At 46.8% G+C, this 12,589-nt stretch carries 10 protein-coding genes and 1 tRNA gene; 5 read left to right on the top strand and 6 right to left on the bottom strand.

All coding sequences use genetic code 11. From position 1 onward, the window contains the following. Positions 1–210 precede the first annotated feature (210 nt). The 5 genes from G499_RS0102510 to G499_RS0102530 form a co-directional block, all read right to left on the bottom strand. Positions 211–1,593: a LutB/LldF family L-lactate oxidation iron-sulfur protein gene (locus G499_RS0102510; protein WP_026998635.1), complete on the bottom strand. Its 1,383-nt coding sequence runs from the start codon at positions 1,591–1,593 to the stop codon at positions 211–213. 135 nt (positions 1,594–1,728) lie between these two features. Beyond that, positions 1,729–2,211, bottom strand: coding sequence for a DUF4293 domain-containing protein (locus tag G499_RS0102515; protein ID WP_026998636.1), 483 nt, complete (start codon positions 2,209–2,211; stop codon positions 1,729–1,731). 98 nt (positions 2,212–2,309) lie between these two features. Next, positions 2,310–2,876, bottom strand: a complete 567-nt coding sequence (locus tag G499_RS0102520) for a hypothetical protein (RefSeq protein WP_026998637.1) — start codon at positions 2,874–2,876, stop codon at positions 2,310–2,312. Positions 2,877–2,879: 3 nt separating this feature from the next. Then, positions 2,880–4,385, bottom strand: coding sequence for a helix-turn-helix domain-containing protein (locus G499_RS0102525; protein ID WP_026998638.1), 1,506 nt, complete (start codon positions 4,383–4,385; stop codon positions 2,880–2,882). Between the two features lie 192 nt (positions 4,386–4,577). Then, positions 4,578–7,373 (bottom strand): hypothetical protein, encoded by a 2,796-nt coding sequence (locus tag G499_RS0102530; RefSeq protein ID WP_161627677.1) that lies wholly within the window; start codon positions 7,371–7,373, stop codon positions 4,578–4,580. A gap of 288 nt (positions 7,374–7,661) precedes the next feature. Between G499_RS0102530 and G499_RS0102535 the strand changes: the two genes are divergently transcribed. Further along, a complete protein-coding gene (locus tag G499_RS0102535) occupies positions 7,662–8,051 on the top strand; it encodes an Hsp20/alpha crystallin family protein (protein WP_161627678.1) in 390 nt (129 codons plus the stop codon). A gap of 149 nt (positions 8,052–8,200) precedes the next feature. On the opposite strand, the gene phhA is transcribed toward G499_RS0102535, so the two are convergent. Further along, positions 8,201–9,028, bottom strand: coding sequence for a phenylalanine 4-monooxygenase (gene phhA, locus G499_RS18445; RefSeq protein WP_081413606.1), 828 nt, complete (start codon positions 9,026–9,028; stop codon positions 8,201–8,203). A 561-nt stretch (positions 9,029–9,589) separates the two neighbouring features. Between phhA and G499_RS0102550 the strand changes: the two genes are divergently transcribed. The 4 genes from G499_RS0102550 (at position 9,590) to G499_RS0102565 (ending at position 12,586) form a co-directional block, all read left to right on the top strand. Next, positions 9,590–10,381 (top strand): TatD family hydrolase, encoded by a 792-nt coding sequence (locus tag G499_RS0102550; RefSeq protein WP_026998641.1) that lies wholly within the window; start codon positions 9,590–9,592, stop codon positions 10,379–10,381. Then, positions 10,362–11,441: an asparaginase gene (locus G499_RS0102555; protein ID WP_026998642.1), complete on the top strand. Its 1,080-nt coding sequence runs from the start codon at positions 10,362–10,364 to the stop codon at positions 11,439–11,441. The genes G499_RS0102550 and G499_RS0102555 overlap by 20 nt, the downstream gene beginning before the upstream one ends. A gap of 82 nt (positions 11,442–11,523) precedes the next feature. Continuing rightward, positions 11,524–11,610: transfer RNA gene (locus G499_RS0102560), tRNA-Ser, on the top strand. 133 nt (positions 11,611–11,743) lie between these two features. Continuing rightward, entirely contained in the window at positions 11,744–12,586 is an 843-nt protein-coding gene (locus G499_RS0102565; protein WP_026998643.1) for a MotA/TolQ/ExbB proton channel family protein, read from the top strand. Positions 12,587–12,589: the final 3 nt, after the last annotated feature.

Consider the following 12,589-nt stretch of genomic DNA (forward strand, 5'->3'; position numbering starts at 1 on the left):
AAAGATGCCTAAATTCTAGCACAAGCACAACCCTGATGCCTTGTTGATAGGGTCAGAATAGTAATTATCAAACAAATGTAAACTATTGATTTACAGCGATATATGCTCTATCGTAACCTTGGCATAAGCCCCTAATCATAAATGAGTAGCCCTATCCCGCAGGAATTTTTTAATGACCTTAGTACCTTCAACCACAGAAGTGCCAACAATTTATTTAACACCGCGCTCAGCTTTCCAGCGCTGTGCAAAAGATTGTTTGGCAATAGGAGGTAGCGTTCGGCGTTTGCCCCACGACTTACTGAATAGGCGCTTGATAACCGTATTTTTCAAACCAGCGCCCACACTGTCCATTCGGCGGCGTTTTAGCATTGCCATTCGCCAAAGCCTAAAGCCAATACGCTCTACCTTAGACACTAATTTTTTATTGACTCCTTCTTGTCTATTGAGCAGGAGCAGATTGGGGATATCAATCCGTACAGGGCATACCGAGCCACAAGCGCCACAAAGCGAGCTGGCATCACTCAGGTGTTTGAACTGCTTCATCCCCTCAAAGTGTGGCGTAATGACAGAGCCTATTGGCCCGCTGTAAGTAGCTTCATAAGTATGCCCCCCGATATTTTTGTATACAGGGCAAGCATTGAGACAAGCACCACAGCGAATACAGTTAAGCGCTTGCCGCTTTTGAGGGTCGGCTAGGAGCTTGGTACGCCCATTATCGAGCAAGATGACATACATCTCTTCTGGCCCATCGGGCTCACCTTCTTGTCTTGGTCCGGTGAGTAAGGTATTGTAAACAGTCATTCGTTGGCCGGTACCGCTAGTAGAAAGCAGCGGCCAGAACAGCCCGAGGTCTTGATAAGAGGGGATAATTTTTTCAAGCCCTACGATGGCAATATGTGTCTTGGGGAATGTGGTTGAAAGCCGGGCATTGCCCTCGTTTTCGGTAATGGCAATTCCGCCGACATCGGCTACTAGAAAATTGGCTCCGGTGATGCCAATCTCGGCAGTAGTATATTTTTCACGAAGTAATGTTCGGGCGATACCCGTCAGAGCTTGGGCATCATCTGTGAGGGCGATACCGAGCTTTTGATGGAATATTTCGCCTACATCCTTGCGGGAGAGGTGCATCGCAGGCGTAACAATATGATAAGGTTTTTGGCCTGCCAGCTGAACAATGTATTCGCCCAAGTCTGTTTCTACTACCTCCAGTCCTTGTTTTTCGAGATATTCGTTGAGGTGAATCTCTTCGGTTGTCATCGACTTGGATTTGACCACACAGCGGGCGGATTTCTCCTTGAAAATCTTGTCTACGGCTGCCAGTGCTTCTTGGGCTGTAGCGGCCCAGATTACTTTTCCGCCGCGTTTGGTGAAGTTTTCTTCGAAGTGGAGCAGGTGTTTGTCGAGGGCTTCGAGCGTTTGGGTTTTGATATAGGCCGCACGGCTACGCGCAAGGTCGTGATCTTGATAATAGACCATCCCCGCTCCCACAGCATTGTCATACTTAGAGATATTGAAGTTGATGGTATTGCGGTGGCGTAAGTCAAAGGTTTTGGCTTCGGAGGCTTGCGCAAATTGTACGGCTTGACGACTCATAATCAGCTCGCTTAGGTAGATAGAGGGGAGTAGTAGCTTTGGGATGTCCCTAGGCTACATACAACGAAGATACATATTTCAAACAGTTTGCCCAATAAACCCAAGATATATCACAAAAGTTTGGGTGGTGGGGGCTTAGCGCATGCGGTCGGAGGCGCGCACCAAAAGCTCATCGCGGCGGATGAATCTGTTGGCCAAAATGTTGGCAATCAGGGCAATAATAGGCAAGAAAAAGCCCCATTGGTAAGCCTCCCAAGGGTTGGCTTGGATGTCGGTAATACCCAATGCTTTTTCGGCTTGAGGTACAAAAAGCCCTACATTTAAGCCCAACACCCCACACATCATCAGGGTATTGATTAGGCCAAGCTGCATTTGGCGAAGTCGGTTGCGGTAGCTAAAAAGAGAAAAAATCGCAATCGCCGCCGCCGCCAAAGCCACCAACAGGGCATAGAGTGTGGTATGGTGTGCGATTTTGACTCCGTGTTGCTCAATGAGGTACAGGTAGGTCAACTCTACACGTGATTCGCCGTGGATGCGCAGCCAGATAGTGCTGAAAGGGGTAAGTAACATACAGATAGCCACAATGGCTAGGAATACACTTTGGATTCTTTGTATCATTAGTATGGGTGGAGTTTTGGCGTATATGAAAAAGGTAGGAGCAGGCTAGCTCCCTGACGAAGGGGCAAATTTAGGCATTCGGCCTCAAAATGAAAATATCATCGTTGTTCTTCTGCCATAGAAGCAAGCTGAGCGGCTACCTCTTCTTTGAGCGGAGAGCTGAGGTAGGGCAAGGCTTTTTGATAATATACCTTGGCCAAGGCTGCGTCGGCGTGTTGGAGGTAGTAGCTCCCCAAAAGCACATCCACGATAGCTACATTGTTTGTTTGGGAGAGATCTTGGAAAAACTGATGGGCTTTTTGTAGGCAGGCTAAGCTGCGTTGTGGTATACCCAAGAGTAGGTAGTATTCGGCTAAGGCAATATTGATGTGGGCCACATTTTCGACCGCCTCCGCTTCGGCATAGTGTGTTTCGGACTTGCGCAACAAATCGATGACCGTCGTATAGTTGGGGCTGGCTTGTTTGGCATACCAAGCCGCACCTTGATAATAGATGCTACCCAGCTGTAGTTCGTTGGGCGGGTCTGTCTGATATATTTTTTGCAACAAAGTAGCCAATGTATCGGGCGATACTCCCGGTACGTTGACCAAACTATTGGCTGTTTGGGCTTGGACACTGGCTCCTAAGCAGAAACCCAAGAGTAGACCATAATACAGGTTTTTCATACACTAGCGGTGTTTTTGGTGTAATTCGGCCAAGGCTTTCAGCATTTTTTTGGCTTTCAACTTTTCTTGAACGCCCAAAGGAGGGGCTACACGCAGCTCGCAGTTGGTTGCAGTACATCGCTCACAAGCCACCCCTACCTGCCGGATAGGCACACTGTCTGCATTCCAAAACAAAATCTTTTCCTTCATATCCTCATTGAGCAAGAAACCCAACGTAACACTAGTATTGGTATCGGGGCTTGGGTGTGCGCTGGTAGCAAGCGAAATACACACAAACTCGTTTTCGGAATCGAAATACTGCGAGCGTTGTACATCTGCCAACACGATGTCAGTATTTTTATTGTTGTGGCGCTGTTGCTGGTCTAGGTCTTTGAGAATATTGAGGGAGACCCACTTGCGGCAAGAGTGCTCGTGGAGCATCGTGCCGTGGGGGTTGTAGAGGCCGGCCAAGTGCAGCTCCTTGTTGAGGTCAAAGCGCTCTGTACCGCGCTGATGATGAAAGCGCAAGAAAAACAATTGTGATAACCCAAAAAAGCGGGGCAATACATTGGTCAAGCGCTGGGTCAACATTTCGGGCGATACCTGATAGCGATTGAGCATCGTCAGCAGAATCCTTGGACTCCATTCAGGTTGTTCAAAAAAGTAACTCATATCCCGCACCAACTTTGTTTTGGGAATCAACATTGCCCCGGCAAAGTAAGAGGCATAAAAATTATTGAGGAGTTGCTCAAAAGACTTGATTCGAATCCAAGAAGAGGTATAGGCGCGATCCTTGATTTCGAGATGCTGATAACCAATCTCGCGTGCCAATACAAAAGCTTTTTGGTTGTCGTATAAGCGAGGGTTGATGAGCAGTTTGGGTCTAGCACCCGGTATAGTTACGGAACGTAGCGACTGTAAGTCCTCATAATCTGCCAAGGATTGCTCATCAATGACATATCCATATTGGTTGCTGAGCAAGTCTTTGAGATCCTTGAGCTGTAGCAGGCTGTCGGGCATCAGCCCCAAACGATACCGAAAGTCATCGACAGCGCGCTCAATATCCTCAAAATAGTTTTCGTGCATCTCTTGATACGAGCGCAACACCGAAAAGTAAAAACGCTCTACACTCATATCATAGTTGCGGGCAATCTCGATGAGTGTACTGATGAATGCGCTGATCTTGGTGGGGGTATTGGAGATAATATCAATCAAATCGCTAGGCTCTATCCCAAAAATCTCTAAGGGCAGGGAAGTCAACAAATCCGATTGAAGCAGCTCGGCAATGGGCATCAGTTTTTGGTTGAGTTGTAGCGAAACCAACCAATCATAAGATACTTCCAATACTTGCGCCAAGGCCGCAATTTTGTTGGCCTTGGGATATTTCTTGCCTTTTTCAATCTCATTGAGATACGAAACCGAAATGCCGGCCTGTTGTGCCACATCTTGCAGTGAGAGCTGCTTTTCTTGACGCAACTGCCTGATTTTTAGGCCAAATATAAGTCTGATATTTTCTTCTTTTGTAACCAAAGGGAACCGTGCTTAGGTGAATAGTCAGGATTAGCGCCAAGCGCTCTAAACGTAAATAATACAAATTTAGCTGCAAAAATTCAATTTGACACGGTTTTGGGCAAAGGAATTATCTCGGACTATTTGACTTTAGACCTGACAAGTTTCCAAAACTTGTCAGGTCTATCAAGAAGTTTTACTGATTATTGGAGGTTAGAGCGGCTCATTTTGTTTGAAGATATGAATCCGAACAAAACGCTCTACCGGATAGAGCGAGGCCGCCAACAGTACGTTCATCCCCAGCTTGAAGAAAGGAATCCCTCCACTGAAGCTCTCGACCCAAGGCTCTAGGAGTAATACAAAAAACTCGAAGAAGGTAATCAGGGTCAAGATAGTCAAAATTTGTGAGCGGCGGGTGTGGGTATCGCGTTTGCTCAACAAATAAGACCCAAACACAAGACCTGCAAAAAAGAGGGTCTCTAGCCCATAAAACCACCACGTTTCCCAAAAAGGCGGGACTACCTGAAACTGAAGCGGGGCTATTTCTTGTATCTGCCCTAGGGTATTTTTGGAACGGACGTGTAGGGTGTATTTGCCCGCTGCCAACAAGGGCAGACTGATGAGGTGTTGGGTGCTCCAAGGAGTCCATTGTGCAGCCCCCTTGCCTTCGAGGCGGTAGCTGTATTCTTTTTCGGTTTCGTTGAGGTAAAAAGTATTGGCCAAATGAAAATGAAAGGTCAGGTCTTCTTGTCCCGAGCCACGTTGAATACGCAGCCCTTCTTTGGGCAAATAGTCGCCGGCTTGGTCGGTGATGCTATTGATAAACGTAAACTGTTCTTTGAGTTTTGGGGCTTGGCTATTTCTGATTTTGTAGATATACTGGCTGCCCGATACCCACAGCGAGCCGTCTCCATCAACATAAATGTGTTGAATATCACGGAAAAGCCCCAAGTAATCTGTGGAGACTTTTGGTGCTTTAGCAGGGGTTTGGAGCGCTCGCCAACGAACCCCGTCAAACTGCCAGTAGTAGCCCGGTTGTCCATACAGAATGGTATGGATGCGCGACTGTTGCTGCTGTAGAGAGGCCTCAAAGTTGGGCACAATCCCTACCAAGGGGCTATGGTACTCATAAACAGCCGAATAGGTAAAGAAGGTGGGGCGTTGTTGGGGGATACTGACCACAATACTCTCTGCATAACTATTGGGCAGAGTATAAGACTGTACTGGGTGCAAGGTGCCGTCTTTTTTCAGTGGTGCCGCCAATACATACTTGCGCCCACCCATCCACAACATTTGCCGCTTGGTATCTATGGTAATAGAGGCAATCTCGGTATTGGCTGTTTGGATAGTCTGTAAAACATTGTATCCCTGTCCGGCGGCCAGCTGCAAGACAAAGAGGTGCTCTAAGGTAGCCACATAAAACAAGTCTGGCTGTGTGGGAGAGGGGATGAAATATTGCACATACTCCCCAATAATGCTGCGAGCGCTTCCCTGGCTTACCAAGAAAAGTCCGTTAGAACTACCTACCAGCAATTGCCCATTGTGCTCATAAAGTACCCTACATTTGCCCGAAACACCTTCTACTTTTTTGAAGTAATATGGAAAAGACTCTAGGGCATAGTTGCGGCGGGTGTCGGGGCTTTTGAAAACCTCATAGCTTTCGCTTTTTTGTGTATTGGTTTCTGTAGGCACAATCACCACACGTTCTTCTACCGGTTGGGTTTCGACATTGGTCTGTACGACTTTATTCTTGCCAAAGGTCTTGTTGATTAAGTCCGAAACCTTGGTGCTCTCTTTCTCATAAGTAACGGCTACTTTTTGTTTGACAATACGTTGTTCGGTAGCCGTAATGATCATCTTTTCTTTGCGCAAATATTGGTTGATGTCTTCTAGACTTTGGGTTTGCTCCAACACATACAGCCCGGCGGTAGTCCCCACATATAGCTTATCTTGATAGCGTACGGTACTTTGGATAGAGCCAACCAGCCCGGGGTAAGCCGAGAAACTCTCAACAGGGATATTAAAATCTGCCCGACTGATACCTAGGGCGTGGCAAATCCAGAGGCCGCCCTGCCGGTCTACAGCAAGGCTCTGTACGTCATCGTCGGGTAGCTTGGTTTCATAATTGATGACCTGCTCGCGTTGTCCTGTTTCGAGATTGACAATCACACAGCCGCCGGAGCGTGTTCCTAGCGCCACGTGTTTGTCGTCCAACAATACCGCCGAAGACAGCAAATGGTTTTGAAGGTAGCTGGCAATACCCTCAGCCAACACGACAGGTTGGCTGTTTTGGCCGTCGAAGCGATAAATCTTACCGTTTTGTGTGCCCAAAAGTTGGCTTTTATCAGCTAATAGGCGCGAAAAGGCAAGGCGTTGGCTTTGTAGTGCCTCCGGGGTAGCAGCCAAAGGCTCCAGCTTGCCATCTTTGTAGCGGTGTAGCCCTTTGTTGAGTAAGTGGACATACACCTGCTTGTTGTATACAAATAAGCCGGCAAACTGGCTGCCCTCAGGGGCTAGTAAGGTTTTGAGCCATTTGCCTTGCCCCACATCAAAGGTCAGTAGCTTGAATGGTGTGGCAAAATAAACTTTGGCCCCCGCTTGGGCATTGTGTGTTACGATTTCAAAGGATGTTTCGGGTTGTGGCAGGCTATAATAACGCAGAGCACCGTTGGCTTGACGTGCCAAATACCCCACATAATTGTCGCCACCTACCCACACCCTACCGGGCTGCTCTGTGTCTTGGCGCAAGGTATAGGGTGTTCCTTGGGTGGGGATTAGGTTCCAGCCCGTACCGTTGTAGTGTAAGATGCCACGAGTATTGGCAAAAAGCATTTCGCCTGACTGCATTTGCAGGCTAGATTGATTTTGGGTGTCAAAATTGTCAAAGGGAAGGGTGTAATTGTGCAAAAACAAACGCCCCTGTTGTGCATACATTTCTATGCCAAAAACCGCACAAAAAACAATACTCCACAACAGCGTTCGTCGGACATTAAATAAGGTGTGCTTCATAAATGATGGGTAACAATCGGTTGAAAACGGACGGCAAAGAAAAAGCGTGAAAGCCATAAAACAAAAAAGATGAACCTCCGGTTTGTATATCCTCAAACTTCATTCCGATTGTAACACCAAAACCAAAAAACAAGTACTGTCAAAATGACGCTGGGTGTGCCATTTTCGTATAAAAAGCGCTTTTGCCACCCTCAAGGCAAGCCATCTTGGCAGGTAAGGTGCTTGGCACAAGGTTTGATATTTGTTGAAATACTTACTATTTGTTACCAAACCAAAAAGGAGGAAGCTATGAAACTGGACGCATTTAAAGGGATGGGAGAAGAATTGGCACTCATTGGCGCTATCAACGGCGGGGCAGTAGCCACCAGCCTACAATTGATGCAGGCTGACAAACAGCTGATTGCTGAAGTGCATACTCCCACTCTTACAGAAGAAAATTATCATATAGACATCACCGACAATCAGCTGCGCTTATTTGTTTTCAAGTATGTGCCCAACGGTAATGATCGTAAAGTACCACTATTTGCACGCATATTTCCTATACCACCTTTTGTAGATGCAGAAGGAATTGAAGCGGTGTATGACGATGGGCTTTTACGCATTATTGCACCTATTCGTGAGGGGCGTGACGGGACTAAACCGCGCATTATCCAAATCACAAGAAACGATGATGAGTAATAGGCATCGGATTGGCAGAGCTTCACACACTCAAAACTGCCAAATAGTTTTTCATAAGCCAAAATGGCACAACACGAACTACATCAAAAAACCACCTCTCTTGATTGGGAGGTGATTTTTTTGCTGGAGTAACAGGCTCAGGGGCAAGCTTACATTTCGATAGGGCTTTTGCCGGCTTTTTCTAGCTCGACAGCCTCCGCAATACAGCGATCAATCTCACTTACAGAGCTGTAGAGCTGCTCATAAGAGTTGATGACGAAGTACTGCTCTTGGTAGCGGTCCTTGATGTAGGGCGTGTTGATGATTGTTTTGACATCATAGGGGAGGCGTTTGGGTGCTTCGCTGTAGAGCGAGTAGTTGGTTTCGCCGCTCGAAGAGAGAATCCCTGCACCATAAATACGCAAGCCTTCGGCCTCCTGAATCAGACCAAACTCTACGGTATACCAATAGAGGCGCGCTACACACTCGATGGCTACTTCACTATCGAGGTATTTGAGAGCAATATCGCTCAAGTCGACCAAAAAGTCGCAAAGAGGTTGATTGGTGAGCAGGGGAACGTGCCCAAACACATCGTGGAACATATCCGGCTCCACGAGGTAGTCGAGTTGCTCCATTGTTCGTAGCCAAGTCGTAGCACAGAAGTTGCGGCTACGCATCAGCTCAAAAAACTCGCGGTTTGGAATCAAGCCCGGCACTACGTGTACGCGCCAGCCCGTGATGTTCTGAAGAATTTCATTGACGGCCTCAAAGTTAGGGATATGCTCCCGCTCAAACTTGACCGTCTTAATCCCTGTAATGTAGTCGGCAGTTGCTTTGCCGGGTAGTTGTTCCATCTGGCGATCATAGAGAATTTGCCATACCTTGTGGTCCTCTGTTGTATATTGGTCATACTCTTGCTTGAGTACGAGCGAAGAGTTGTACTCATAGTAACCAGTGTTAGGGTCTCTCTGCACGAGATTTCTGAAATCGTTGTTCATACAGGTAGGGGGTTTTAGGTTTGTGAATAATTCAACAAAAAGTGCCAATGGTTTGTTAAATAATGCTATTTCGACAGCATTGGTCAACAAAAAAGCCTAACACTCTTTGCACAGGGAGTATTAGGCTTTAACCACAAAACTTTTTATCAGATGAAATAAGTTCAGCAAGGTACATAACCACAACACCGAGTGCTAAAATAAGCAGCGGGGTAATAAGCTATATAGTAGCGATAGGTGGTATATACAATGCGGTTATTCATTGAGGCAAATGTATTCAAAAAAAACGTAATTACCAAATTTGAAGCGTTTATACTCAATCAAAATCCGTTTGGGACATATACACCGAAAATCGTAGGGGGAATCGATGGCATCTGGGTACAAAACCCTTCTGAGTGATAGGGGTTACAAGCCTATTGTCAAGGGGTTTTACCAAAGCTGTGGGAGCGTCGTTGAGGGGTTTTTGAAGCTTTGGAGAATAAGCCGTACTTTTGTGCCATTATCAAGTCATCATCATAGGCAGAAAGAAGGTTACGCCTCTTTTGTGCCATATTTTTCAAACAAATGTTTGCCGATTCACATACCCATCTATATCTTAGACAGTTTGACACAGACCGGGAGACTGTCGTGGCGCAATGCCAAGAGGCCGGCGTGTTGCAGTTATTTTTACCCAATATCGACCATAGCTCTGTAGAGCCTATGCTTGAAATGAGCACACGCTACCCGCAGCAGTGCTTTGCGATGATGGGGCTACACCCTTGTTCTGTTGACAAAGACGTAGATAAGGCGCTGTATGAGGTCGAGCATTGGCTACACAAGCACCGCGAGCTGTTTGTGGCTGTGGGCGAAATGGGTACAGACTTGTATTGGGACAAGACGTATTTTGCCCAACAAGCCGAAGCATTCAAGGTACAGGTCAATTGGGCCAAGGAGCTCGACCTGCCGATTGTGATTCACTGTCGGGAGTCGTTTGAAGAGACAATGCAGCTGCTCGAACCGCTCTATGATGAGCGCCTGCGTGGGGTTTTCCATTGTTTTACTGGCTCTGTGGCCGATGCAGAGCGGGTGTTGGCGCTCGAAGGCTTTTATCTAGGCATTGGCGGGGTGGCTACCTTCAAAAAAAGTGGGCTAGATCAAGTGTTGCCACAGCTCCCACTAGAGCGCCTGCTGCTCGAAACAGACAGCCCGTACCTCGCCCCCGTACCACATCGGGGCAAACGCAATAGCCCTGCCTATATCCCCTTGATTGCTGAGCGCATAGCAGAGCTAAAAAACATACCACTCGAAACGGTAGCGCAACAAACTACGGCCAACACCCAAGCCCTATTCCGAACTTATGCAACTCATACATATTGATACGGCTAGCCCCAAACCCCCACGCACTGCGGTGCTTATCATATATACAGGAGGTACGTTTGGGATGGTATCGGAGCCGCAAGCTGATGGCGGCGAAAGCCTAGTGCCGTTTGAGTTTGGGCATATCTTAGAAAAAATCCCCGAATTGGCGCATTTAGAATGCATGCTTACCGTCGTATCGATAGAGCCATTGATAGACTCAGCCAATGCTTCTCCGGCTCATTGGGCGCAGATTGCCCAGCTGATAGAGCTACACTATGCTGATTATGATGGCTTTGTGGTCTTACACGGCACAGACACTATGGCCTATAGCGCATCTGCGCTGAGCTTTATGTTGGAGGGGCTGCGCAAGCCTGTAGTCTTTACGGGTGCACAGCTACCCATAGGAACAGTACGGAATGACGCACGGCGCAATTTTTTGACAGCCATAGAAGTAGCCTCTGCCAAGCGACCCGATGGCTCGGCCCTAGTGCCCGAAGTGTGTATTTTTTTTGATAGATACTTGCTGCGGGGCAATCGCGCTCAAAAGGTCGAAGCAGACCATTTCAACGCTTTTGAGTCGCGCAATTATCCTCCTTTGGCCTTTGCCGGAATAAAAATAGAATACCAGGAAGCCTATGTACATCAGGAGCTTAGCTCCAAAAGCCTATCTGTGCAGCTGACGATGTCCGAAAATATTGCTTTGCTAAAGTTGTTTCCTGGCTTTTCGCCTACTATATTGGAGGCCACATTGGCTATCCCGGGGCTTCAAGCACTTGTGTTGGAGACCTACGGCGCAGGCAATGTACCTACTAACCCAGCCTTGATTGCTGCGCTGGCCCAAGGGCTAGACAAGGGCGTTGTGGTCGTGAATATCTCCCAATGTGTGGGCGGCGCTGTAAAGCAAGGTCTATACCAAACCAGCCAACATTTGGTCGAATTGGGCGTTTGGAGCGGTTATGACCTTACTCCCGAAGCCGCACTGACCAAGCTGATGTACCTACTAGCCAAAGATTATTCGCCATCAGATAGAAAGGTGCTTTTTGCTACTTCTTTGCGAGGCGAGCTAACAAACGAATAATATCAAATTTTGTTGCATAATCGAAACTAATCTATAACTTTGCGCTCGTCTTACTGATGAGTTATTGCTTCTAACACCTAACAGAGAGGTGGCCGAGTGGTTTAAGGCGCACGCCTGGAAAGCGTGTTTACCCGAGAGGGTATCGAGGGTTCGAATCCCTTCCTCTCTGCAATATCTTGATTAGTAACCCAAAACATTAGTTCCAACCACAAAAATGCTATAAGCACATTTACCTCAAAATTATTCACATCATTAGTTCATTTAAACACAATCTATCATCTCCCAAATTAGCCATTACACTTATGAAGAAGTTACTCACTTTCCTTTTGCTGACTGTTTGCCTTTCTTTTGGCTCAATGGTACAGTCTTTTGCGCAAGGTGGCAATGATGCTGACACAACCAAAACAGAAAAAGTAGATAGCGCCGCTATACAAGCTGCTGCTACACAAGTAGAAAGCACTGAGCTTGACTTAGACGAAGATGCGAAAGCTGTAGTAGAAGAGTCAAAAACTTTTCACCAAATTTTGAAAGATAAGTTCATCGAAGGTGGCTGGGAGTTTATGAGTTTGGTACTTATCTGTTTGATTTTAGGCTTGGCTGTTGCTTTGGAGCGTATCATTACCCTCTCATTGTCTACCACCAATACCAAGAAATTTATCAACAATGTTGAAGAAGCGCTCCGCAACGGTGGTGTAGAAGCAGCCAAAGACTTGGCCCGCAATACTACCGGCCCTGTAGCTTCTATCTTTATGCAAGGCCTTTTGCGCGTAAACGAAGGCATTGAAGTAGTAGAGAAATCTGTGATTTCTTATGCTTCAGTAGAAATGAGCAAACTCGAAAAAGGTATCGTATGGATTTCACTCTTTATTGCACTTGCACCTATGTTGGGCTTTATGGGTACGGTAATCGGTATGATTGGTGCTTTCGACGCTATCCAAGCTGCTGGTGATATCTCTCCTTCACTCGTAGCCGGTGGTATCAAAGTAGCTCTTTTGACAACAGTAGGCGGTCTTATCGTAGCGATTATCCTACAGATTTTCTACAATTACATTGTTAATAAAGTGGACTCTATTGTCAACCAAATGGAAGAAGCTTCTATCGCCTTGGTAGACGTATTGGTACAACACAATATCACCAAGAAGTAATCT

This window comes from Eisenibacter elegans DSM 3317 (assembly GCF_000430505.1).
Lineage (GTDB): Bacteria > Bacteroidota > Bacteroidia > Cytophagales > Microscillaceae > Eisenibacter > Eisenibacter elegans.

Coding starts and splice junctions, on each gene's coding strand:
- G499_RS0102510 (WP_026998635.1), bottom strand. CDS start 1,593: ATGAGTCGTCAAGCCGTACAATTTGCGCAAGCCTCCGAAGCCAAAACC.
- G499_RS0102515 (WP_026998636.1), bottom strand. CDS start 2,211: ATGATACAAAGAATCCAAAGTGTATTCCTAGCCATTGTGGCTATCTGT.
- G499_RS0102520 (WP_026998637.1), bottom strand. CDS start 2,876: ATGAAAAACCTGTATTATGGTCTACTCTTGGGTTTCTGCTTAGGAGCC.
- G499_RS0102530 (WP_161627677.1), bottom strand. CDS start 7,373: ATGAAGCACACCTTATTTAATGTCCGACGAACGCTGTTGTGGAGTATT.
- G499_RS0102535 (WP_161627678.1), top strand. CDS start 7,662: ATGAAACTGGACGCATTTAAAGGGATGGGAGAAGAATTGGCACTCATT.
- phhA (WP_081413606.1), bottom strand. CDS start 9,028: ATGAACAACGATTTCAGAAATCTCGTGCAGAGAGACCCTAACACTGGT.
- G499_RS0102550 (WP_026998641.1), top strand. CDS start 9,590: ATGTTTGCCGATTCACATACCCATCTATATCTTAGACAGTTTGACACA.
- G499_RS0102555 (WP_026998642.1), top strand. CDS start 10,362: ATGCAACTCATACATATTGATACGGCTAGCCCCAAACCCCCACGCACT.
- G499_RS0102565 (WP_026998643.1), top strand. CDS start 11,744: ATGAAGAAGTTACTCACTTTCCTTTTGCTGACTGTTTGCCTTTCTTTT.